General features: G+C 60.3%; 17 protein-coding genes and 3 pseudogenes. 11 read left to right on the top strand and 9 right to left on the bottom strand.

The genetic code is table 11. The features are described 5' to 3' along the window. Positions 1-73: 73 nt before the first annotated feature. The 6 genes from kdgD (at position 74) to DQ405_RS11980 (ending at position 8,214) form a co-directional block, all read left to right on the top strand. Complete coding sequence (kdgD, locus tag DQ405_RS12005; protein ID WP_168424444.1) at positions 74-985, top strand: 5-dehydro-4-deoxyglucarate dehydratase; 912 nt, start codon at positions 74-76, stop codon at positions 983-985. Positions 986-1,081: 96 nt separating this feature from the next. Beyond that, positions 1,082-2,524 carry an aldehyde dehydrogenase family protein gene (locus DQ405_RS12000; RefSeq protein WP_168424443.1) on the top strand — a complete coding sequence of 481 codons (1,443 nt, stop codon included), beginning with the start codon at positions 1,082-1,084 and terminating at the stop codon, positions 2,522-2,524. A gap of 109 nt (positions 2,525-2,633) precedes the next feature. Beyond that, a complete protein-coding gene (gudD, locus tag DQ405_RS11995) occupies positions 2,634-3,977 on the top strand; it encodes a glucarate dehydratase (RefSeq protein ID WP_174824671.1) in 1,344 nt (447 codons plus the stop codon). Positions 3,978-4,278: 301 nt separating this feature from the next. Further along, positions 4,279-5,844, top strand: a complete 1,566-nt coding sequence (gene garD, locus DQ405_RS11990; protein WP_168424441.1) for a galactarate dehydratase — start codon at positions 4,279-4,281, stop codon at positions 5,842-5,844. 336 nt (positions 5,845-6,180) lie between these two features. After that, positions 6,181-7,110, top strand: coding sequence for a 2-hydroxyacid dehydrogenase (locus DQ405_RS11985; RefSeq protein WP_168424440.1), 930 nt, complete (start codon positions 6,181-6,183; stop codon positions 7,108-7,110). A gap of 189 nt (positions 7,111-7,299) precedes the next feature. Then, positions 7,300-8,214: an aldose 1-epimerase gene (locus DQ405_RS11980; protein ID WP_168424439.1), complete on the top strand. Its 915-nt coding sequence runs from the start codon at positions 7,300-7,302 to the stop codon at positions 8,212-8,214. A 194-nt stretch (positions 8,215-8,408) separates the two neighbouring features. Here DQ405_RS11980 and DQ405_RS11975 read toward each other — a convergent pair whose 3' ends face one another. The 6 genes and pseudogenes from DQ405_RS11975 to DQ405_RS28550 form a co-directional block, all read right to left on the bottom strand. Continuing rightward, positions 8,409-9,677, bottom strand: a complete 1,269-nt coding sequence (locus DQ405_RS11975) for an OprD family porin (RefSeq protein ID WP_168424438.1) — start codon at positions 9,675-9,677, stop codon at positions 8,409-8,411. A 294-nt stretch (positions 9,678-9,971) separates the two neighbouring features. After that, on the bottom strand, positions 9,972-12,230 hold the full coding sequence (locus DQ405_RS11970; RefSeq protein WP_168424437.1) for an ATP-dependent DNA helicase: 2,259 nt from the start codon (positions 12,228-12,230) through the stop codon (positions 9,972-9,974). Continuing rightward, a complete protein-coding gene (locus tag DQ405_RS11965; protein WP_168424569.1) occupies positions 12,227-13,870 on the bottom strand; it encodes a VRR-NUC domain-containing protein in 1,644 nt (547 codons plus the stop codon). The genes DQ405_RS11970 and DQ405_RS11965 overlap by 4 nt, the downstream gene beginning before the upstream one ends. A gap of 336 nt (positions 13,871-14,206) precedes the next feature. Further along, positions 14,207-15,595, bottom strand: a complete 1,389-nt coding sequence (gene hemN / locus DQ405_RS11960) for an oxygen-independent coproporphyrinogen III oxidase (protein WP_168424436.1) — start codon at positions 15,593-15,595, stop codon at positions 14,207-14,209. A 204-nt stretch (positions 15,596-15,799) separates the two neighbouring features. Continuing rightward, positions 15,800-16,318 (bottom strand): annotated as a pseudogene (locus DQ405_RS28555) (methyl-accepting chemotaxis protein); the annotation flags it as partial. Between the two features lie 345 nt (positions 16,319-16,663). Next, positions 16,664-16,864 (bottom strand): annotated as a pseudogene (locus tag DQ405_RS28550) (HAMP domain-containing protein); the annotation flags it as partial. Between the two features lie 1,126 nt (positions 16,865-17,990). Here DQ405_RS28550 and galU point away from each other — a divergent pair. Then, on the top strand, positions 17,991-18,830 hold the full coding sequence (galU, locus tag DQ405_RS11950) for a UTP--glucose-1-phosphate uridylyltransferase GalU (RefSeq protein ID WP_168424434.1): 840 nt from the start codon (positions 17,991-17,993) through the stop codon (positions 18,828-18,830). Between the two features lie 49 nt (positions 18,831-18,879). On the opposite strand, the gene DQ405_RS11945 is transcribed toward galU, so the two are convergent. Then, entirely contained in the window at positions 18,880-19,302 is a 423-nt protein-coding gene (locus tag DQ405_RS11945) for a VOC family protein (RefSeq protein ID WP_168424433.1), read from the bottom strand. A gap of 72 nt (positions 19,303-19,374) precedes the next feature. On the opposite strand from DQ405_RS11945, the gene gorA reads away from it, so the two are divergent. Beyond that, a complete protein-coding gene (gorA, locus tag DQ405_RS11940) occupies positions 19,375-20,733 on the top strand; it encodes a glutathione-disulfide reductase (RefSeq protein ID WP_168424432.1) in 1,359 nt (452 codons plus the stop codon). Positions 20,734-20,878: 145 nt separating this feature from the next. On the opposite strand, the gene DQ405_RS11935 is transcribed toward gorA, so the two are convergent. Next, a complete protein-coding gene (locus DQ405_RS11935; RefSeq protein ID WP_168424431.1) occupies positions 20,879-21,370 on the bottom strand; it encodes a copper chaperone PCu(A)C in 492 nt (163 codons plus the stop codon). Positions 21,371-21,604: 234 nt separating this feature from the next. Here DQ405_RS11935 and DQ405_RS11930 point away from each other — a divergent pair, with 234 nt between their 5' ends. Genes DQ405_RS11930 through DQ405_RS11920 form a run of 3 tightly spaced genes read left to right on the top strand, consistent with a single transcriptional unit; the run spans position 21,605 to position 23,423 of the window. Then, a complete protein-coding gene (locus DQ405_RS11930) occupies positions 21,605-21,973 on the top strand; it encodes a YidH family protein (RefSeq protein ID WP_168424430.1) in 369 nt (122 codons plus the stop codon). A 2-nt stretch (positions 21,974-21,975) separates the two neighbouring features. Continuing rightward, complete coding sequence (locus DQ405_RS11925) at positions 21,976-22,350, top strand: DUF202 domain-containing protein (RefSeq protein WP_168424429.1); 375 nt, start codon at positions 21,976-21,978, stop codon at positions 22,348-22,350. A 23-nt stretch (positions 22,351-22,373) separates the two neighbouring features. Next, entirely contained in the window at positions 22,374-23,423 is a 1,050-nt protein-coding gene (locus DQ405_RS11920; RefSeq protein WP_168424428.1) for a threonine aldolase family protein, read from the top strand. Positions 23,424-23,517: 94 nt separating this feature from the next. On the opposite strand, the pseudogene DQ405_RS11915 reads toward DQ405_RS11920, so the two are convergent. Further along, positions 23,518-24,471 (bottom strand): annotated as a pseudogene (locus DQ405_RS11915) (sugar ABC transporter permease); the annotation flags it as partial. Positions 24,472-24,547: the final 76 nt, after the last annotated feature.

Here is a 24,547-nt window from a genome sequence, read left to right as displayed (position 1 = left end):
TTGTTGTACGATAACGTATCTCCAAGGCTGCGGCCCGAACTCCATACCGATAGCTTCACAGGATGCTCAAACAATGAACCCACAAGAACTGAAGGCCATCCTTTCCTCAGGTCTGCTGTCTTTCCCGGTTACCGACTTTGACCAGCAAGGCGACTTCAACCGCGCCGGGTATATCAAGAGATTGGAATGGCTGGCGCCCTATGGCGCGACGGCGCTGTTCGCCGCGGGCGGCACCGGCGAATTCTTTTCGCTGACGCCCCAGGAATATCCGGACGTCATCAAGACCGCAGTCGATACCTGTGCGGGCCAGGTTCCGATTCTCGCCGGCGTTGGCGGCCCGACTCGTCAGGCTATTGCCTACGCCCAGGAAGCCGAGCGCCTGGGCGCGAAGGGTCTGCTACTGCTGCCACATTACCTGACCGAAGCCAGTCAGGAGGGGGTTGCCTGCCACGTCGAAGAAGTGTGCAAATCAGTCGACATCGGCGTGGTGGTCTACAACCGCAACGTCTGCCGCCTGACCGCGCCGCTGCTGGAGCAACTGGCCGAGCGTTGCCCGAACCTGATCGGTTACAAGGATGGTCTGGGCGATATCGAGCTAATGGTCTCTATCCGCCGCCGTCTGGGGGATCGCCTGACCTACCTCGGTGGTCTGCCTACCGCAGAGGTGTACGCAGCGGCCTACAAGGCCCTCGGCGTACCGGTCTACTCCTCGGCGGTATTCAATTTCGTTCCCAAAATGGCGATGGATTTCTATCGCGCCGTTTCGCGCGACGACCATGAAACGATCGGCCGGCTGATCGACGATTTCTTCCTTCCCTATCTCGATATTCGTAATCGCTGCAAAGGCTATGCAGTCAGTATCGTCAAGGCAGGCGCCAGGATCTCCGGATACGACGCCGGGCCTGTGCGTGCGCCACTGACCGACCTGCGCCCGGACGAGTACGAAGCACTCGCCGCGCTTATCGAAAAGCAGGGCGCCCAATAACGGTACGCCCGACCTATCACTCGCCCCACCCGCCGCCAGAGATGCCGACCATTGCTATTGGGCGCTCGCGGCGGACCTCACGAAGGAGAGCGTTACGTGGCAGCCACAAAACGTTATGACAATTACATTGATGGTCAGTGGGTAGCTGGCAAGAACTATCAGGCCAACATCAATCCATCCGACCTTTCGGACGTGATCGGCGAATACGCCCAGGCGGATGCCGCGCAGGTTGAAACCGCCATCGCCGCCGCTCGAAAGGCATTCCCTGCCTGGTCGACATCCGGCATTCAGGCCCGCGCCGATGCGCTGGAGAAAGTTGGTCTGGAAATCCTCGCCCGCCGCGAAGAGCTGGGCAATCTACTGGCTCGTGAAGAAGGCAAGACGCTGCCGGAAGCCATCGGTGAGGTGTCTCGTGCCGGCAACATCTTCAAGTACTTCGCCGGTGAATGTCTTCGCCAGGCCGGCGAGACGCTACAGTCGGTTCGTCCGGGTGTGAGCGTTGAAGTGACCCGCGAGCCGCTGGGCGTTATCGGTCTGATCACGCCGTGGAATTTCCCGATCGCCATTCCTGCCTGGAAGATCGCACCGGCGCTGGCCTACGGCAATTGCGTGGTCATCAAGCCCGCTGATCTGGTGCCCGGTTGTGCCTGGGCGATTGCTGAAATCATTTCGCGCTCCGGCTTCCCGGCTGGCGTGTTCAATCTAGTGATGGGTAAGGGCCGCGAAGTCGGCGAAGCCATCGTCAACGACAAGCGCGTCGATGGCGTCAGCTTCACCGGTTCGGTAGGTGTTGGTCGCGGCATCGCAGCGACTTGCGTAGGCCGTCAGGCCAAGGTTCAGCTGGAGATGGGCGGCAAGAATCCTCAGATCATCCTCGATGACGCCGATCTCAACACTGCCGTTGAACTGGCCACCCAGAGCGCGTTCTATTCGACTGGCCAGCGTTGCACCGCGTCCAGTCGGATCATCGTGACCGAAGGCATCTACGACCGTTTCGTCGAAGCTATGGTCGAGCGCATCAAGAAGATTAAGGTGGGTTCTGCACTGGAGAAGGGGGTCGATGTTGGCCCCGTGGTGTCCCAAGCACAGCTTGAGCAGGATCTGCGCTACATCGAGATTGGCAAGGAAGAGGGCGCACGTCTGGCCTGTGGTGGCGAGCGTGTCAGCTGCGGCACCGAAGGCTACTTCCTCGCGCCGACGCTGTTCGTCGACAGCAAACCAGACATGCGAATCAGCCGTGAAGAGATCTTCGGGCCGGTGGCCAACGTGGTGAAGGTCAAGGACTACGATGAGGCGCTTGCGATAGCCAACGACACTGAGTTCGGTTTGTCCGCAGGCATCTGCACCACTTCGCTGAAGTACGCCAACCACTTCAAGCGCCATTCCCAGGCTGGGATGGTGATGGTCAACCTGCCGACCGCAGGCGTGGACTACCACGTGCCGTTCGGTGGCCGCAAAGGCTCGTCCTACGGCCCACGCGAGCAGGGGCGCTACGCCCAGGAGTTCTACACCACGGTGAAGACCACCTACATCGGCTGACAGCCGGTGCGCTCGAGGGGGGCGATCCGGTGAACCCAGCCGGATCGCGTCGTTGGGCAACGAAGGTTTTTCCGCAACGTCGGACCATAAGAACAATAGAGAGATGCGTATGAACAACCCAGTGCATCAAGGCGCTCCGGTCGTCACCGAGCTTCAGGTGGTTCCGGTCGCTGGTCAGGACAGCATGCTGCTCAACCTGAGTGGCGCCCATGGTCCGTATTTCACCCGCAACATTCTCATTCTCAAGGACAGCGCCGGCAACACGGGTGTCGGCGAGGTCCCCGGTGGCGAGGCGATTCGCCAGACCCTGGAAGATGCTCGGAGCATTCTTGTCGGGCAATCGGTAGGCAACTTCAACGGCTTGCTGAACCAGGCGCGCAAGGCCTTCGCTGATCGCGATGTGGGTGGTCGCGGCTTGCAGACCTTCGATCTGCGCATCGCCATCCATGCCATCACCGCATTGGAATCGGCATTGCTCGACCTGCTGGGCCAGCACCTTGGCGTGCCGGTTGCCGCACTGCTGGGTGATGGCCAACAGCGTGACGAAGTCGAGATGCTGGGCTATTTGTTCTACATCGCTGACCGCAACAAGACCGACCTCGGCTACCGCGGTGAATCGGACGCCAGCGACGCCTGGTTCCGTATACGTAACGAAGAAGCGCTGACGCCGGAAGCCGTGGTGCGCCAAGCCGAAGCGGCCTATGAGCGTTACGGCTTCAAGGATTTCAAACTCAAGGGCGGCGTACTGCCGGGCAGCCAGGAGGTGAGGGCCATCCGCGCGTTGGCCGAGCGCTTCCCCGATGCGCGCATCACGCTCGACCCCAACGGTGCCTGGTCGCTGGCCGAAGCGATCGATCTGTGCAAGGACCTGCACGGCGTGCTGGCCTATGCCGAAGACCCCTGCGGCGCCGAGAACGGCTATTCCGGCCGCGAGGTGATGGCCGAGTTCCGCCGCGCCACAGGGTTGCCGACCGCGACCAATATGATTGCCACCGATTGGCGGCAGATGGGCCACACGATCCAATTGCAGTCGGTGGACATTCCGCTGGCCGACCCGCATTTTTGGACCATGAGCGGTTCAGTACGCGTCGCGCAGATGTGCCACGATTGGGGCCTGACCTGGGGCTCGCATTCGAACAACCACTTCGATATCTCGCTGGCGATGTTCACGCACGTGGCGGCCGCCGCACCGGGCAAGATCACCGCGATCGACACCCACTGGATCTGGCAGGATGGTCAGTACCTGACTCGCGAGCCGCTGCAGATCGTCGGTGGCAAAGTGGCTGTGCCGGCCAAGGCCGGGCTCGGTGTGGAGCTGGATCGGGATGCGCTGCAGAAGGCCCATGAGTTGTATCTGGAGAAGGGGCTTGGTGCACGTGACGACGCCATCGCCATGCAGTACCTGATCCCGGATTGGAAATTCAACAACAAGCGGCCATGCATGGTGCGTTGAGCCGCGTCCTTGTAGGAGCGAGCTTGCTCGCGAACGATCCCAAGGCCACCTCGTAGCCGAGACGCCATTCGCGATTCGCGACCAAGGTCGCTCCTACAGGGTTATGCAGCACCGCTTTTTCGTAGGAGCGAGCTTGCTCGCGATATGCCACAGGACTGCCTCGTAGCCGAGACGCCATTCGCGAGCAAGGTCGCTCCTACAGGGTTGTGCAGCACCGCTTTTGTAGGAGCAAGCTTGCTCGCGAAGGAAAGCTAGTCGCAACGCCTTCGATAACAATAACCGGGCCATTCCGGAGACCTAAATGAACGAAACCGTTGAACTGATTCAACATCAAGATTCACCTCGTTACATCCGCCTGAACGAAGCGGATAACGTCGCGGTAGTGGTCAACGACGGTGGCGTGCCAATCGGCGCGCGGTTTGAGGACGGGTTGGTCACGGTCGAGTCGGTACCGCAGAGCCACAAGGTCGCGCTGGTTGATATCGCCATCGACCAGCCCGTGCGCCGTTATGGCCAGATCATCGGTTATGCGCTGGAACCTATTGCGCGCGGCTCATGGGTGAAGGAAACCCAGTTGCGCATGCCATCGGCGCCGCCGCTCGACAGTCTGCCCATGGCCGACGCTGTCCCGGCTCGGCTCGAGCCGCTCGAGGGCTACACCTTCGAGGGCTACCGCAACGCCGATGGCACTGTGGGAACACGCAATATCCTCGGCATTACCACCACCGTGCAGTGCGTCACCGGCGTGCTCGATCACGCCGTCGCCCGCATCCGTAAGGAGTTGCTGCCCAAGTATCCCAACGTCGACGACGTGGTAGCGCTGACCCACAGTTACGGCTGCGGTGTGGCGATCAATGCCAAAGACGCCTATATCCCGATCCGCACCGTGCGCAACCTGGCGCGAAACCCCAACCTGGGGGGCGAAGCGCTTGTGATCAGCCTCGGCTGCGAGAAATTGCAGGCCGAACAGGTGATGCACGAAGGCGATGCGTCCGTTGACCTGAGAGAACCCTGGCTGTATCGCCTGCAGGAGTCCAATACCGGTTTCGGCGAGATGATCGAGCAGATCATGGCGCTGGCCGAAGCGCGTCTGCAGAAGCTCAACCGCCGCCAGCGCGAGACCGTGCCGGCCGCTGAACTGATCCTCGGCATGCAGTGCGGCGGTAGCGATGCCTTCTCCGGCATCACAGCCAATCCCGCGCTGGGTTACGCCTCGGACCTGCTGATTCGAGCGGGCGCGACCGTAATGTTCTCTGAGGTCACGGAAGTTCGCGATGCCATCTACATGCTGACCTCGCGCGCCGAAACCCCCGAAGTGGCCGAAGCGCTGGTTCGTGAAATGGATTGGTACGACCAATACCTCGAACGCGGCGCCGCCGATCGTAGCGCCAACACCACGCCTGGCAACAAGAAGGGCGGCTTATCCAATATTGTTGAAAAGGCGCTGGGCTCCATCGTCAAGTCCGGCAGCAGCGCCATCAACGGCGTGCTGGGTCCGGGTGAGCGTTTCAGTGGCAAGGGGCTGATCTATTGCGCGACGCCGGCCAGCGATTTCGTTTGTGGGACGTTGCAGTTGGCAGCCGGGATGAACCTGCACGTGTTCACGACCGGGCGGGGTACGCCTTACGGGTTGGCCATGGCGCCGGTAGTCAAGGTATCCACCCGTACCGAACTGGCTGAGCGCTGGCCCGATCTGATCGACGTGGACGCCGGCCGCATCGCCACCGGCCGCTCCAGCATCGAGGAACTGGGCTGGGAGTTGTTCCACTACTATCTGGACGTCGCCAGCGGCCGCAAGCAGACCTGCGCCGAGCAGCACAAGCTGCACAACGACATTACCCTGTTCAACCCTGCGCCCATCACCTGATCGTCCCGCGTCTGATGTCATGCTGGCGCGCCGCTTCGGCGTGCCGCTGAGTCAGAACACTATCCGACGCGTTCAATGGCGGTACAGGAAGCCATGATTCGGCACTGTCGGCATCCTCGGCGATGTCGAGCACGCAGGAGTACCTGATGTCTGTCGTGGCGGATCGGCCGGCGGTGCGTCCGGTCAGCGAGGGGGATTGCGGGGGGATGCATCACCGGGTCCGCTGGTTTCGAACCGATGCGTGCATTCAAGTTCGGATTTGATCCCTGAAGCCTGCTGAACGTCGGTAAGGTGATCTGAACTGCGCACGGCACCTGATTTCAACGAGGCAATGACATGACCTGCATTCTTCAGCTCGGCCCACTGACCGAACGTTTCAACCGCGGCCTGGCTGCGGAGCATGAAGTACTAGCGCTATGGGAGCCGGGCGCCGATGCGCTGCTCGACAGCCACGCTCAGCGCATCGAGATCGTTGTGACCTCAGCCCGTTTCGGTTGCAACGCGGCGCTGATCGAACGCTTGCCCAACCTACGCGCGATCGTGAGCTTCGGTGTCGGCTACGACGCGATCGATGTGGCGGCAGCCCGGGCGCGCGGCATTCCGGTGAGCAACACGCCGGACGTACTCAACGACTGTGTGGCCGACCTCGCGTTCGGCCTGGTTATCGATTGCGCGAGAAAAATGTCGCGTGCCGATCGGTTCGTTCGTGCCGGCGAGTGGCCTTCTGGTGGTCTGCCTCTGGGGACCCGGGTCAGCGGCAAACGTCTCGGTATCGTTGGCCTCGGGCGCATCGGCGAAGCAGTTGCCAAGCGCTCCAACGGTTTCGATATGCAGGTGCGTTACCACAACCGGCGGCCGGTCGAAGGCAGCCCTTACGGCTACGAGGCGAGCCTGATCGAGATGGCTCGCTGGAGCGATTTTCTCGTGTTGGCCTGCCCGGGAGGGGACGCCACCCGCCACCTCGTCAGCCGTGAGGTGCTGGATGCGCTTGGCCCTAAGGGCATATTGGTCAACGTCTCCCGCGGCTCCGTGGTGGATGAGCCGGCATTGGTCGAAGCGCTACTCGAAGGGCGCCTGGGCGGGGCCGGACTGGATGTCTATGCGCATGAGCCGAAGGTGCCGCAGGCTCTGCTCGATCTGCCCAATGTCGTTCTGCTCCCGCATATCGGCAGCGCCACCGAGGAAACCCGGCTTGCGATGGAAGAATTGCTGTTTGCGAATCTCCGTGCGTTTCTCGAGTGCGGGGAACTGCTGACGACGGTCTGATCGCACTTACCTGTCCGATTCAGATAAATGCGGCACATGCCGCGACCCCACGTCCAAAAGACAGGGCGACACTTTTCGAGCAATCCCCCCATGGCGCTACCACACCGCGAGCCACAAACCCGCGAGTATGGAGCGCCACTTTTCATTCACACCTGCGAGCAGCGTCGGCTCGTCAGAGGAGCGTTAGTCATGACCGACCCACAACCAAACCTGACCCAGATCGAGCTTCGGCATGGCCCACTGCAGCTGTCGGTCTGTCCGGCGTTGGGCGGAGCGATCACCCGCTTGAGCATCGATGGCATTGACTTGCTGCGCCCCTGGGACGGCTCTGACAATGTTCGTAGGACCGGCTGTTTCGTCTTGGCGCCGTTTTCCAATCGTGTGGGTGATGGTGCCTTCGTGCATGACGGCCAGCGTTATCCGCTGAACCGACCGTCGCCTGATTTTCCGCTACCCATTCACGGTGTCGCCTGGAAAAGGGCATGGGCGGTGACGCAGCAGGGCTCAGACAGCCTGGTGCTCAGCCTCACGCATCGGCCCGAGGATGAGGCGGTGACGGATTGGCCATTTGCCTTCGAACTGGAGCATCGACTTCAGCTCAGCGAAGAAGGCATTTCGCTCGTTCTGAATCTGCGCAACACAGATACCCGATCGGCCCCAGGGGGGCTTGGTTGGCATCCGTACTTTCTTCGCCACGACGGTTGTGAGCTACAGTTCAGCGCGCAATCGGTGTGGCAAAACGATACGCAAAATCTGCCGGCGGAACTGACAAAGATTTCAGCAGAATGGGACTTTTCCAGCGGCCGAACGCTGCAGGAGCCGGGGTTGGACAATTGCTTCGTCAGCCGTACGGGCCCGGTATGCATACGCTGGCCGGACAAGGGCGTGGCGCTGATCATGAACGCCAGCGAGGCGCTCGATCACCTTGTCGTGTTCTCGCCACCCGTTGAGATGGGCTTCTTCGCGGTGGAACCTGTAACCCACGCCAACAATGCCCTCGGCATGGACGACCCGGTCGCGAACGGAATGCGGATATTGGCGCCCGGCGAAACGATGCAGGTCAGTTTACAGATGGAGATCAAACGCACTGGCGCCGACTCCTGAGCATAGCGGTAAAGCGCCCCAGACCCCCGTAGGAGCCCGCGCCCACGATTACGAGATGCGTTGATTCCAGCTGCCTTACTTCACATGGCAAAACCCGTAATCGTTCTTCAAATCACGCAAAAAAAGCCCGTCACAAGGACGGGCTAAAGTTTCCGCAACAGGAGCGAGGAGCGTTGCGTCCAGCGTGGTGACGCTTACAGAATCGAGATCGGGTAGTTGAAGATCAGACGATTTTCGTCGAACTCGTTACGGCTGAACGAGCTGTCGCGACGCATGCTGGAGTTACGCCATTTGATGTTGAGGTTCTTCAGCGCGCCGTTTTGAACGGTATAAGCCAGCTCGGACTCGCGGCCCCATTCTTTGCCTTCTTCGCCGCTGGCGGTCGTGATGTTGTCGCCGCTGATGTAGCGGTTCATCAGAACCAGGCCAGGGACGCCGACACCGGCAAAGTTGAAGTCATGGCGCAGCTGCCAGGAACGCTCATCGGCTGCGTCATAGGCGGAGTTGAAGCTGTCGTTGGCCAGCGAGGCGCCGCTGGTACCGTTGACGCGCATCCACTGATCGCCGCTGACCTTCTGCAAACCGACATAGAAGGTGTGAGCGCCAGCTTGCAGACCGAACAGCCCCGAGTACGTCTTGTTGTCCAGGTCGCCAGCCAGTGCGCTGCCTTCTTCCTTGCCGGTGAAGTAACCGAGGTTGGCGGTGAAGGCGAGGTTGTCGCTCAAGGGTTGGGTATGAAGCAACTGCACATAGTTCTGCTGATAGATGTCTTCGAGGCGGGCATGCCAGAGGCCGACTTTGGTCTTCTCGGTGAAGGAGTACTCACCGCCGGCAAAGTTGAAACGATCGGAGCCCACGCCACCGAAGAACATGTCTTCCATGCTGGCGTCGTCACGGGTGCTGTTCTGGCGCATCTGGCCACCATACAGCGCCAGGTTGCTGATCTCTTTGGACGTAATCATGCCGCCCTGGAAGGTTTGCGGGAGGGAGCGGCCATCGTCTGCACGGAGCACCGGAACCACGACCTGCCATTCACCGACGCGAAGCTCGGTCTCGGACACCTTGGCTTTGGCGGCAACGGCGAGACGGCCGAAGTTATCAGCAGGTTTGCCATCGCTGTGCCGAGGTAACAAGCCTGTACCGTACGTGCCGCCACCGCCGTCGAGCTTGACCGCCAGCATCGCCAAGGTATCGACGCCGAAACCAATCGGGCCCGGGGTGTAGCCGGACTGGACGTTAAGAATGAAGCTCTGCGTCCATTCCTCGGCCTTATTCTGAGGATTCAGTGCATTCGGGAAAGCCGGATCGACGAAGTTACGGTTGATGTAAAAGTTACGGGCGTTGAGCGTGACTTTGGTGCCGTCAACAAAGCCGTCTGCGGCGTGAGCAACGGCAGGAATGCCGAGCGCCATGGTCAGCGTGCCAGCGAATATGGCGGCAGAGAGGGGGTTGCGTGGGGTCATTGTTGTTGTGCTCCCTTTTTTTGGTAGTCCGCTTCTTTCAACCGTGGGCCGAATGGAGCGAGGTCTAGCGCAGCCGTGGACAGCGCTTGTCATGACAAAACTGTTATCAGTTGTCATACGACGCATCGGATTATGGCGGCACACAGAAGCTTGTCAACGTAATTTGTAAAGATTTGTTAGGCCTTCGACCTTCGTCTAATCACTCTACCCCACGTCAATAGGGGGGGTCGACGTGTCGCTCAATGCGCAGGGCTAGACAGCCACGAAAGAACAGGAGATGCGATGACTCAGGGATCACTCCGTAATATGCCACCAATCGGGGAGAAGTCGTCTGACCTGTGCACGTGCAAAACGATTGTCCAGCAGATGCACCACGCCTTGATCATCCGTGGTGCGGATCACCCGACCAGCAGCCTGTACGACTCTCCGCAAGCCGGGGTAGAGGTAGGTGTAGTCGTAGCCGGTGCCGAACAGCTGGTCCATCCTGGCCTTCATCTGCTCGTTGACCCGATTGACCTGGGGCAGACCAAGCGTGGCGATGAATGCGCCAATCAGTCGGTCCCCAGGTAGATCGATCCCCTCGGAGAATACGCCGCCCAATACGGCGAAACCGATGCCTCGGCTGTCGCGAGTAAAGCGCGCCAGGAATGCCACGCGGGCAGGTTCGTCCATTCCACGAGTCTGTTCCCAGATCGGGAGATCCGGATGGGTGGCCGACAGCAGACTGGTCACCTGCTGCAGATAATCGAAACTGCTGAAGAACGCGAGGTAGTTGCCCGGGCGCTGGCGATACTGCTGTGCAAGCAACTCGACAATCGTCTCCAGTGAAGCAACACGATCCTGATAACGCGTGGAGATATGGCGTGCCAGGCGAACCTCCAGCTGCTCAGCACGAAAGGGTGACTCAACGTCGACCCAGACCTGATTCGGCGGAAGCCCCAAGGTGTCGGAATAGAACCGTCTCGGGTTGAGCGTGGCAGAGAACAGCACGCAGGACCGTGCCTCGAGAAAGCGCGGGCCGAGAAAGGGGGCTGGCAACACGTTGCGGATGCAGATAATCGATGCGCGGCCGGCGCGAGCGGTACGCTGCGGCAGCAACGTGCAGTCAAACAGTGAATGCGTCCCGAACAGCTCCGCCAGGCGGCAGAAATGCATTGCATCGAAGTACGCTCTCTGCACCGCTGGTTCGAGGCCCGCCGGTTGCTCGGCCAGATGATCCGTGATTGCGCTAATGGCCTGCTGCAACGCGCCGATGAGCTTCTGCGGCAGTTCCGGATGAACGTGGTAACAGTCGATCTGCGCGCTATGCAGCTCACTCCAGTAGCGCAAAATACGCTCGATCGGTTTTCTCACGTTACTTGGAGATACCGTTCGTAAGCCTTTGAAATTCCGAATATCAAGCTCGGCTGTGTACATGCTTCGCCCGCGTTCCAGCAGGTTGTGCGCTTCATCTACCAGCACGGTGACACGCCATTGATTGACCAATGTCAGGCTGTAGAGCAGGGCGCTCAGATCGAAGTAATAGTTGTAATCGCCGACCACCACATCGGCCCAACGGGCCAGTTCCTGGCTGAGGTAGTAAGGACAGACCTGATGCGCCAGGGCCACCTCACGTAGCGTCTGCCGATCGAGCATCGGGCGGGCGATGGCGGCTGCGCGCGCAGCGGGGAGCCGATCGTAGAAGCCGCGAGCCAGCGGGCAGGATTCTCCGTGGCAAGCCTTGTCCGGGTGTTCGCAAGCCTTGTCACGTGCGATCAGTTCCAGCACGCGCAGGGGCGTGGAGCCCGTCGTAAGGCTGAGAAGTGCATCCAAAGCCAGCTGCCGCCCGGAGGTCTTCGCCGTAAGGAAGAACAGCTTGTCCAGTTGCTGGCCGGGAAACGATTTCAGTTGCGGGAACAGCGTGGCGAGGGTCTTGCCGATGCCGGTCGGCGCCTGCGCCATCAAATGCGTTCCGGTGCATGCCGCCTTGTACACCGCTTCAGCCAGTTGCCGCTGGCCCCGGCGAAACTCCCCATGGGGAAACTTCAGCGTCGTGAGTGCCTGATTGCGTTCATTCCGATGCTCCAGTTCCTGCTCGGCCCAAGCGATAAAGCGCTGACACTGGGTATCAAAGAAGGCCTGTAGCTCTTCGCTGGTGAAAGACTCGACCAGTACCGTTTCCTTCTGGCTGGCGACTTCGAAGTAGACCAAGGCGATATTCAGGGAGCCCAGTGCGCGTGATGCGCAAAGAAGCCAGCCGTAGATCTTCGCCTGGGCCCAGTGCAGCTGACGGTGGTTGGCGGGCTGTCGAGCAAGGTCGCCGCGATGGGTCTTGATTTCTTCCAGCCGGTTCTGGGCGGGGTCGTAGCCATCCGCACGGCCACGAACCAGCAGTTCCAGATACTGGCCTTCCAGCGCCACCTCGCGTTCGTAACCTTCCGCTCGGCGAGCGGTAACGGTGGCATGCCCGGCCATGCCTTCCAGCGCGGTGGGAGAGGGCGTGAAGCGAAGGTCCAGATCGCCCTCTTTGGCGGTGAACTCGCACAGCGCGCGGACCGCAACGCGATAGCTCAAGGCGTGTCCTCGGCCCATTGCACATAACAGACGGCGATGGGAATAGCGTGACGCAAGGCGAAGTCAATCCAGCGCTTTTGATTGTCCTGTAGACGATCTCCGGGGCCTTTCACCTCGATCATCCGGTAGCGACCTTCGCCGGGCCAAAGCTGGATGAGGTCTGGCAACCCGCTGCGGTGATTCGGTACGTCGAGCAGGATGCGCTGAAAGCACACGCGCAGATGCTCAGCGGTCACGCACGCCAGCGCTTGCTCCATCAGCTGCTCATCGAGCAGCCCCCAGCTGACGAAGTGCGACTGAACGCCAAACTTCTCCTGATATACCCGGCGTATGCAGTCGCGGTATTCGCCAGTTTTCAGTTTGGCCAGGCACTCGTCGAACAACCCGGCCCGACGGCTGTAGAAGTCCGGTCGGGCGAGGTCCGCCGGCGCCGCGTGGAACGGGTGGAAGAACGCGCCCGGTAGCGGCGCGAAGATCGCGTCCCAGCACAGCAGGCCCAGAAGCGAATTGATCAGGCCATTCTCAACGTAGTAAACCGGCGCCTCGCTGTGTGACAGATGCTCTCGCGCCGCATGTTCAACACTCAGGCCTGGTTGTCTGGGCAGAAGCAGATCGATGCGCTCGGCTTCGGCTACCGTGACGCGACGTACACCAGGCATACCGAGGGCGCGGCGCAGGCGTGGCAGGATGCGATGCAGCTGCTGGGCTTCATGTTCGCTTTCGGGAGCGGCATGGGCTTCGTTTGCCACCTGCAAAGCTGCCTCGGGCTGACCGTAACGTTCGAGCACCCTGATTGCTCGTTCACGCGCGCCGGGATAGACATTGGACGCATGCAGACGCAGGGCCTGGTTCAGGTCGCCGATACGCTCGCATTGGCGGCCGATGCTCAGGAGCAGTTTCCCGCGCCGATGCTCCAGCCACTCGTTGGCGTAGGGCGCGCTCGGAATATCGACCAGTACCTGATCCGGCGCCTCGCCAGCCTCGAAGCGCTCGCGGCAACGATGCAGATGCAGATAGGCGTTCACCTCGTCGCGGCTGTGGAACGCGCGCGAAGCGGCGGAGAAGCTCACCTGCTCGTAGCGAAAGATGCCCAGGTCAGCGAGCACGAACTCGGTCCAGTCCTGATGAATATTGCCGAAGAACATCAACCGCAGCCGGTCACTGAGCTCGCTGATGTTCAGTCCGAAGGCGACCTCGTCGAGCGCCTCACACCAACTGCGGAAGGATTTGGGCTCGGCATGTTCCGCCATCAGAGCCGTTAGCAGGTCGCTCTTACGCTGACCGCGACAAGCTGCGGCACCGAATACTCTGATCAGCTCGTCCTTTTTCAGCAGGCTGAAGAGCTGAACCAGATCCAGCGTCGGATCGACATCGATCCAGCCGTGCTCGATCAGCGAGGCGGCGGCCTCCAGTGGGCAGCCGATCTCCGCATAGCGCAGCTTGCTGGCACGAAACAGCGTCCCCTTGCGCATCACCATGCGGACCAGTAACGCCTGTGATGCTTGGGAGACTTGGCTGAATCGGTCGAGAAACGCGCACTCGTTGTCGTTCAGCAGGTCGCCATGGCGTTCGCCAACCCAGGCAAGCACCTGCCGAAAGTTATCGAGGTAATAGAAGGGGTTTTCCAGGGCCTGGCGCATCGAACGTCCGGTTCGGTCAAACATGGGCGCATCGGCCCGACTGGCTGGGTATTTATACAGTTGTTCGTTGATTTGGCAACGGTGGGACGATCGACGGTTTGATCGGCTGGTAATCAGTTACGCAAAGACCGTCGCAAGGACGCCGATGCCCAATGGGAGCCGCTGCGTATCGATGGTGGGTTTGTCTGGCGCAACGGAGGGAGGGCAAAGCTGCGGAAAAGAAAGGAGGTGTCGCTAGCCACGGGCGAGCTTCGTGGCTGACAGGCCTGCGGCCTGCGGCCTGCGTTCGCCGCCGTGGCGCCTCTTACGACGAAGAGGCGCCGACCGGGCCGCTGGTTACACCGTGCGTGAGAACCGGCCGCGCTGTTCGCCGCCGAGGTACGCATCGAAGGCCATGGCGACGTTGCGCATCATCAAATGCCCTTGGGGCATCAGTACCACAGCGTCATCGCGGATATCTACCAGACCATCGGCAACGTGCTCGTCGAGCTTGGCCAGCGAATCGGCGAAGTACTCCTGGAAGACGATGCCGTAGCGCTTTTCCATTTCAGTGAAATCAATACGGCCATGGCACATCAGCGCAATGATCACATCGCGACGTAGACGGTCGTCTTCGCTGAGCTTGTAACCGCGCTGCACCGGCAGCATCCCGTCGTTCAGCCGTGCGTAATACTGCGACAGTTCTTTCACGTTCTGGCTGTAGCTGTCGCCGACCTTGCCGATCGAAGAAATCCCCAGTCCGATCAGGTCGCAGTCTGCGTGGGTCGAATACCCCTGAAAGTTGCGCTGCAGCGTGCCGTTGGCGCGGGCACGGGCCAGCTCGTCGTCCGGCAGCGAGAAGTGATCCATGCCGATATAGATGTAACCCGCATCGGTCAGACGCTTGATGGTCAGTTCCAGCAATTCCAGCTTGCGCTCGGGCGGCGGCATGTCTTCGGGACGGATGAGCTTCTGCGCGCGCACCAGCTCGGGTAGATGTGCATAGCTGTAAGCGGCGATCCGGTCGGGGCGGATGTCGATGATTTTGTTCAGCGTGGTGTTGAAGCTTTCGACGGTCTGCAGCGGCAGGCCGTAGATCAGGTCGACGCTGATCGACTTGAATTTGGCAGCGCGGGCGGCTTCGACCAGCTCGCGAGTCTGCTCTTCGGTCTGGATGCGGTTGACCGCGATCTGTACCTGTTCATCGAAATCCTGTACGCCGAAGCTCAGCCGATTGAAGCCGAGCTTGCGCAGACCATGGATCTGCTCGGGCGTGACGGTGCGCGGATCGACTTCCAGCGAAAACTCGTGGTCGTCGCTGTCGTCCATGTTGAATGTACCGCGCAATGTGGCCATCAGGTCAGCCAGCTGCTCGCTGGTGAGGTAGGTCGGCGTACCGCCACCGAGGTGCAACTGGGTCAGCTTGCGCGAGCGATCGAACAGCCTGGCCTGCATCTGGATTTCACGCTTGAGGTATTCCAGGTACTCGGTGGCACGATCGGTCTTGTGGGTGATGATCTTGTTGCACGCGCAGTAGTAGCAAAGGCTCTTGCAGAACGGGATATGGATATACACCGAAAGCGGCTTGGGCGTCGCGGCCTCGTTGGTGTCCTTCGCGGCGCTGCGATAGTCATCGATGGCGAAAGCCTGATGGAACTGAGGTGCGGTGGGGTACGAGGTATAGCGAGGACCGGGACGGTCATATTTCTCGACCAGGGCGCGGTTAAAGCTCGGCGTTTGGTCCATGTGTAGTTTCACCTTGCGGGTTATGGGTGAGTGGCCGGACAGTGCATCCCGTCAGCGGCGCGCGACATCGTGGCGCAATTATTCTTGATTCTAGTCACGGTTCAGCTGTCTCAGATCAAGAAGCTGCGACTAGGGTGCGGTAATCGACAGTCACTGCGCCAACGCTCCGGCTTTCCAGACGCATTTCAACCCAGGCACCGTTGTTCAAAGCCTGAATCGCCCGACCAGACGGTTCAGTTCGGCGGCCAGCCGTACCAACTCATCACTTATCTGCGACGTTTGCCTGGCGTCCGCGGAGGTCGTGTCGGCAATATCACTGATGGTGGTGATGTTGCGGTTGATCTCCTCGGCGACGGCTCCCTGTTGTTCGGCAGCCGTTGCGATCTGCATGTTCATGTCGTTGATCGTGCCCACTTCGCCGGCGATGACGTTGAGACTCCGGGCTGCCTTCGCGACGCAATCGGAGCCGGCATGAGCACGGAGCTGGGCACCTTCCATGGCCTTGACCGCGTCGCGCACACCGGTCTGCAGTTGCTCGATAGTCGCCTGGATGTCGCGGGTCGATTGCTGCGTGCGCGAGGCGAGGGTCCTAACTTCATCAGCGACAACTGCAAAACCGCGGCCCTGTTCGCCGGCGCGTGCCGCTTCGATAGCAGCGTTGAGCGCGAGCAGGTTGGTTTGTTCGGCGATGCCATTGATGACATCCAACACCATCCCGATAGAAGTGCTGTCAGCTTCCACCTGTTTGATCACCTGTGCGGCGCGCTCGATTTCCCGAATCAGCGCTTCGATGCCATCCAGCGCTTCGGTGGCCAGGGTGACGCCGGCCTTGGTTTGCCCATCCGCATCGCTGGACGCGGTGGCCGTTTGGCTGGCGTGCCGTGCGACTTCCTGCACCGTCGCACTCATCTCGTTCATTGCCGAGGCCACCATGTCGGTTTCACTACGTTGAGTCATGACTGCGGAATGGGTCTTCTCAGCCACCACGGACACCCGATCCGACACTTCACCCAGTTGTCGCGTGACTCCCGCAACCGCTTCCAGGCTATGGCGGAACTTGCCGATCATGCGGTTGAACGAATGTCCCATGGCACCCACTTCGTCCTCGGCATGGACCGACACAACGCGACTGAGATCCTCGTCATCGGTCATCGCTTCCATGGTGTAACGCATGTCGTTGATTCGGCTGATGATCACGCGGCGGATGATGTAGCTCACCACGATCAGGCCAATGAGCAGCAACAGCAGCTGGATACCGGCAGAGGCCATGACGTTGCGATTGACCTCGCCGTCGAGCGCTGACAGGTCATAGCTGATTCGCACCGCGCCCATCACCGTGTCCTCGGCAGTCTGGTGGCATGAAAGACAATTGGTGCCGCGATAATCACGGTGGGCGCGGATCGGGTTGATCACGGTCAGCACTCGGCCGTTTTTACCGTTGCTGACCTGTACCGTGCCTTCGCCAGCCAGTGCGCGGCGATCCAGCTGGTCCTCAGGTGCCTGATGAGCGAAGCCCGGTCCGAAGACCTTGGTTACCGGTTCGCCACGAATGATGCGCGCATCGATCACGCCGGGGCGGGCCAGGAGCTTGTCTCGCAGGACTTCGCGTTGGGCCATGGTGCCGGTGAGCATCATGGTGTTGATGCTATCGAAATAGGAGTCGGCGGCGTCCTTGGTCTGTTGTTCGACGACGTGCAGCACCAACTGCTTTTCGGTGCTGGCAGCGTGGTAGAGCGACGCGGAAAACACCAGTGCGAAGACCAGCACCAGAGCCAGGTTGATTTTCGCCTGGACGGACATTTGTCGATTAGCGGGAGCGCTGCGCATTGTCTTTCCTTCAATACTGCACGGAGTCGATAACGCGTATGCGCTACTACCGCAACAAGCGCGGAGCTGTAGCAGCAAGGGGAGGAGCCACCAGGCATACGGTCAGGTGCCGATATGGTAGAGGCAACGGTCAGGTGCGGATTAGCGACGCTCGCCGTCCGTAGCGGCTATTTGCCATTTCACTGATTTGCATCAAGCAAATATGTCGAGGCGATGGCAAGAAGCACAGCGGTTCTTGGAATAGATGTGGCCGTATCGATCCTGGCTGCCACGCTGCGTGATTCTTGGCGCGTCGAAACCTAGCCATCACAACCTAACGGCTTTGATGTGCCTACTTGGCAAGCGGCTCAGTACCGATCAATCTATGACTGCCTGAAAGTCAACGACCATCGGTCAGCTCGTTGGCTCGAAGGTACCTCCCCGGAATTTGCTGTAGAACCCTGCGAACCCCTTCTCGTTTCGGTGGTCGTAGCCTCTAGTCAGCCGCTGGCGGCGGGACATGCAGGGTATGGCTGCTGACCAATCCAGGCGCAGTGCATCAACCGGAACTATCTTTTCAAGGACTCACATGATCAAAAAATGCCTTTTTCCTGCGGCCGGGTATGGCACGCGCTTCCTTCCTGCAACCAAGGCCATGCCCAAGGAGATGTTGCCGGTAGTGAACAAGCCCCTGATCCAGTACGGGGTTGAAGAGGCACTGGCCGCAGGGCTCAACCAGATCTCGATCGTCACTGGTCGCGGCAAGCGCTCCCTGGAAGACCACTTCGATATCAGTTACGAACTTGAGCACCAGATCCGCAACACGGACAAGGAAAAGTACCTGGTCGGCATTCGCAAGCTGATCGACGAGTGCAGCTTCTCCTACACCCGCCAGGTCGAAATGAAAGGCTTGGGCCATGCGATTCTTAGCGGCCGACCGTTGATTGGTGACGAACCCTTCGCCGTGGTTCTGGCCGATGACCTCTGCATCAACGTCGAGGGTGATCCTGTGCTGGCCCAGATGGTGAAACTGTACAACCAGTTCCGCTGCTCCATCGTCGCCATTCAAGAAGTGCCGCCGGAAGAGACCAGCAAATATGGTGTGATCGCCGGCGAGATGATCCGCGACGACATCTTCCGCGTCAGCCACATGGTCGAGAAGCCCAAGCCGGAAGACGCGCCATCCAATCTGGCGATCATTGGCCGCTACATCCTTACGCCGGACATTTTCGACCTGATCGAACAGACCGAGCCGGGCAAGGGTGGTGAGATTCAAATTACCGACGCGCTGATGCGTCAGGCACAGGACGGTTGCGTGCTGGCTTACAAGTTCAAGGGCCAGCGTTTCGACTGCGGTAGTGCCGAGGGTTACATTGCGGCTACCAACTTCTGCTACGAGAACTTCTACCTCACCGGCAAGGCATTCTGATTCACGCCGTGTCGAGAACAAGGCCACCTTCGGGTGGCCTTGTTCGTTTTCAGGGAGCCGACATGTCTTCGGCGCCAGGCCCCAGCGGCTGTCCGTAGCTGAACTCGACGTAGTTGCCAGCCGGATCTCGAACGCCGCAGTAATAGCCGACCGGATAGGGTTCGTCGCGCGGCTCCCAGATGAGACAGCCGGCCTGACGCGCACGTGCGGCAATCGCATCGACTTCGCCGCGGCTCTGAAGCGCAAACCCGAAATGGCTGTAGTCGTTGTCCGCCAGGTGTCGATCCTGACCGCCCGGCATGATCACGAAGATGAACTCCCGCTCCTTGCCGGGCTCGGCCATCCAAACGATGCGCGAGCCTTTTCCAGCGCGTTCGTGGAATACGTGCATTGCGCAAAACTGCGAATAGAAGGCGATGCACGCGTCAAGGTCGGGTACGTGCAACGCGAGGTGGGTCAGGGTAGGGCGCATGCGGCACTCCTTCGATGAATCAGGCCGATGGCCTGGGTTATGCTGTGCGTTCTAGAAGGGAGACAACAGTTCATGGCTTACGACTTCGATCTATTCGTCATCGGCGCAGGGTCCGGTGGCGTCCGTGCGGCCCGTTTCGCTGCCGGCTACGGTGCCCGCGTCGCGGTCGCCGAAAGCCGTTATCTGGGTGGCACCTGCGTGAATGTCGGCTGCGTACCGAAGAAACTGCTGGTCTACGGCGCCCACTATGCCGAAGACATCGGCCAGGCCCAAGGCTACGGCTGGACCATCGACGGCGCGACCTTCGACTGGAAAACCCTGATAGCCAACAAGGACCGCGAGATTCAGCGGCTCAATGGCATCTACAAGAACCTGTTGATCGATAGCGGCGTTACGCTGCTGCAGGCACATGCGCGGCTGATCGACGCCCACACCGTTGAAGTCGAGGGCCAGTATTACAGTGCCGAACATATTCTGATCGCCACCGGTGGCTGGCCCTTCGTGCCGGACCTACCCGGTCGCGAACACGCTATAACCTCCAACGAAGCCTTCTATCTCGACAAGCTGCCAGGCCGCGTACTGGTGGTCGGCGGTGGCTATATTGCGGTCGAATTCGCATCGATTTTTCATGGCTGTGGCGCCGATACCAAGTTGCTGTATCGGGGCGAGCTGTTCCTGCGCGGTTTCGATGGTTCGCTGCGCGACCATCTCAAGGACGAGATGATCAAGAAGGACATCGACCTGCAGTTCAATGCGGACATTGCACGGATCGACAAACAGCCCGATGGCAGCCTGCTCGCCACCTTGAAAGACGGTCGGACGCTGGAGGCCGATTGCATCCTGTACGCCACGGGCCGCCGGCCGATGCTCGATGGGCTAGGGCTCGAAAACCTTGAGGTCGCGCTGGATGACCGTGGCTTCATCGCGGTTGACGAGCAGTTCCGGACATCGACCCCCTCGGTCCTGGCAATTGGCGATGTGATCGGCAGAATCCAACTGACACCGGTCGCCCTGGCCGAGGGTATGGCGGTGGCGCGTCAGCTGTTCAAGCCCGAGGAATATCGGCCGGTCGATTACAACACCATCGCGACGGCAGTGTTCAGCCTGCCGAACATGGCGACCGTCGGCCTCACCGAAGAGGAAGCGCGCAAGCAGGGCCACAAGGTGGTGCTGTTCGAGAGCCGCTTCCGCCCGATGAAGCTGACCATGACCGGCGGCCTCGAGCGCAGCCTGATGAAGCTGGTGGTCGATGCCGAAACCGATAAGGTGTTGGGCTGCCACATGGCAGGGCCCGATGCTGGCGAGATCATGCAAGGCATGGCCGTGGCATTGAAGGCGGGCGCCACCAAACGAATCTTTGACGATACCGTCGGCATTCACCCGACGGCCGCCGAAGAGTTCGTGACCATGCGCACACCCACGGGGATCTGATCAGGATCTGACGCTGCTCATCATGTAGAGAATGGCTGCGGTTCTGACCGTGGATATAAGGAGCGAGGAGGAGGGGCCGTCGTCCAGCCGATACGATCGCCGGAGCGGGAACCTGACGGGGCTTCCGCGCCGGCGATCCGCGATGTCACTGATGTCCGTGAGCGTGGGTGCTCGGTTCCGGCGCATCCTCATGAATAGCAACGTCGACGGTCACCTCACCGGCATTCTCGAATATCAGCGTCAGCGGAAACTGCTCGCCGGCCACCAACGGTTCGCTCAGCTTGAACAGCATCACGTGGCTGCTGCCCGGTTTGAACGTCACCTCGCCGCCGGCCGGTACCTCGACCGATTCGATACGCTCCATTCGCATCACGTCGCCCTTATGGATATGTGTGTGCAGCTCGGCTTTCTCGGCACGGGTCGTTTTAACGTCGATCAGCCGATCCGGCGTGTCGCCAGGGTTTCTCAAGGTGAAATACACTGCGCCGGTCGGGACGGTTGGCGGCATGGCCCGGGACCATACCTGCGTAACGGTAGGCGCTCCGGCCATGGCGTGATGGGCATGCATATGATCATCTGCCGTGACCGTCAGGGTGGCTGTGCCAAGCACAAGAGCGGTAACCATGCGAAGCAACATGAATCTCTCCAGGGTGATTTGCGACGGCGCACATTAGCATGCGGCTTGGTGTTCGGATCACCGATACGAGTGGTCGCAATGGAGCCTGCAGGCCAGCGGCGTTTCTGTTTGAATGAACCGGGGCCGTTCCCGCTCCATCCCAGGCCTCGCCAGCGCCAGTTAGCGCTAGAAGGCAGACACAAAGGACAACGTTTGTTCATCCGTTAAATCACCCGATCGGAGATGTATCACCCAATGGAACGAAGTCGCTGGAGTCACCGGTTGCTATCCGGTGGGAAAGAACCCGATCCGCGGTTCACCCTGGCCAACGAACGAACCTTTCTCGCCTGGATCCGTACGTCTTTGGCGTTGCTGGCCGGCGGCGTGGCAGTCGAAGCCTTTGCCGGTGGAATCTTTTCGCTGGAGGTACGTAAGGTCCTGTCGATCTCGCTGCTGCTGCTTGCTATGTTTATCAGCTCAACCGCATGCGTCCGCTGGTTGACCATCGAGCGGGCCATGCGCCACAGCGGCCCGTTGCCTTTTCCGCTGCTGATTCCGATTCTGTCGATTGGCGGTACCCTGGTTACACTGGTCTTGATCAGTTTCGTCGCACTTCGTAACTGACCATGCACGTGTCCTTTCGTCGCCGTCTGGAGCCAAAACCGCCACCTCCGCCACTGCACGAGGATCCCGGGCTTCAGCCGGAGCGCACCTCGCTGGCCTGGGGCAGGACGCTGCTGACGATGATTACCGTCAGCGCACTTTTCTTGCGCTGGATGCCGTATCACGGTTTTTTTGTCAGCACGCTGGTTGCGTTGTCATTAGCGACATCGCTGGGGATATGGACCACACAGAAGCGTCGTTACACACGCAGTGCCAGCGGCCTGAAAAGCGGACGCATCCACGCCGACGCGGTCTCTGTCTTGTGGCTGGGCGCTTCGGTATCCGTACTCGGCGCGCTAGGGCTTTATACCGTTATTTTCTTGCCGATCAGCAGCTGAGGCAGCAACCCAAAGAGGCTTAGATGACCACCGCCAATCAGCAATTCGCCAGTGACAACTACTCTGGCATTTGCCCGGAAGCCTGGGAAGCCATGGCTCGGGCGAACCAGGGCCATGATCGTGCCTATGGTGATGACCAATGGACGACGCGTGCAGCCGATCATTTTCGCGAGCTGTTCGAGACCGACTGCGAAGTTTTCTTTGCGTTCAATGGCACCGCGGCCAACTCATTGGCACTGTCCGCGCTGTGCCAGAGCTATCACAGCGTGATCTGTGGCGATATCGCTCACATAGAGACCGACGAGTGCGGCGCGCCGGAATTCTTTTCTAACGGATCCAAGCTGTTGGTCGCGCGTACCGAGGGGGGCAAGCTCACGCCAGCGGCGATTCGTGAAATCGCGTTGAAACGCAAGGACATTCATTACCCCAAGCCTCGCGTCGTGAGCATCACCCAAGCCACGGAAATCGGCACTGTTTATCGGCCTGACGAGCTCCGAGCGATCAGCGATACCTGCAAGGAGCTGGGGCTGCATCTGCATATGGACGGGGCACGCTTCGCCAATGCCTGCGCGTTTCTCGGTCTGTCCCCGGCGGAGCTGAGCTGGAAATCTGGCGTGGACGTGCTCTGTTTCGGTGGCACGAAGAACGGCATGGCCGTGGGCGAAGCCATTCTTTTTTTCAATCGGGACTTGGCTGAGGATTTCGAATACCGCTGCAAACAGGCCGGACAGCTGGCGTCCAAGATGCGCTTTCTATCTGCGCCATGGGTCGGCTTGCTGGAAAACAATGCCTGGATGAGATACGCCGACCATGCGAACAGCTGCGCCCAGTTACTTGCGAAGTTGATCAGCGATGTGCCGGACGTGGAGCTGATGTTTCCCGTCGAGGCCAATGGCGTTTTCGTAAGCATCCCACCCTTGGCCCTGGAAGCGCTTAGAAGCCGCGGTTGGATGTTCTACACCTTCATCGGTGTCGGCGGTGCGCGCTTCATGTGCTCCTGGGATACCAGCGAGGAGCGTGTTCGACAGTTGGCCGAAGACATCCGCAGCGTTGTGATTCAGAACCATCAATAAGGGAGGTGGCCGCGCTTGTTGAATGACGGCGCGGCAGTGAGAGGGCAAGAGGACCGGAGCCTCGGCGCTCCTCAAGTATTCATGCCGGACTGGATCAGCGCCGCCCGGTTCGGGTGCTCACATCTACCCACACGGCCAGCACCAGAATGCTGCCTTTGACAATCATCTGCCAGTAGCTGTCCACGTCGAGCATGGACATGCCGTTGTCCAGACTGGTGATGACCAGCGCGCCAAGGAGGGCGCCGTAGACGGTGCCGGAACCACCGCGCATCGAGGTGCCGCCAATGAAGCAGGCGGCGATGGCGTCGAGTTCGCCCATGCTGCCGGCCGACGGTGAGCCGGCGGCCAGGCGCGCGGTGTTGACCATGCCGGCGAATGCGCACATCACGCCCATGATGCCGAAGATCCACAGCTTCACGGCCTGGACGTTGATGCCCGATAGCCGCGTCGCCTCCATGTTGCTACCAACCGAATAGATGCGTCGGCCGAATACGGTCTGGCTGGTGACGTAGCTGAACACGCCAAGCAGAACGAGCAGGAGCAGCACGGGAACCGGAATGCCGTCGTAGCTGTTAAGCGTGTAGACGAACCCGGCCAGCACGGCGCCTATCAAGGCCACGCGCAACAGGTCGCGAACCAGCGAGTGCGCAGCCAGCCCGTGAAGGGCGCGATTGCGGCGCTGTCTCCAGGTCAGGAACAGCGTCAGGGCGAACAGCAGTACGCCAAGTACCACACCCACCGTATGCGGCAAATAACCCTGGCCGATGTAAACCAGGGACGGCGATACCGGAGCAATGGTGGTGCCGCCAGTGATACCCAGCAGGATCCCACGAAACGCCAACATGCCCCCCAGCCCCACGATGAAGGAGGGGATGCGCAGGTAGGCGGTCATGTAGCCGTTTGCCAGCCCGATCATCAGCCCGCACAGGGCGACCAGGCTCAGGTTCGCCAGGAGCGGCACGTTGTAAATCACGTCCAGGATCGCCGCCAGCCCGCCCAGCAGGCCAAGCAGCGAGCCCACCGACAGATCGATCTCGCCGCTGATAATGGGGCCATGCCGAGATAAGGGGAAAATTCACTCACATCTCTCCTACCTGATTGATTTATCAGGCCTTTTCCATGAT

It is taken from the genome of Pseudomonas sp. SST3, assembly GCF_003325755.1.
This window is presented reverse-complemented; position numbering and strand designations above follow the sequence as displayed.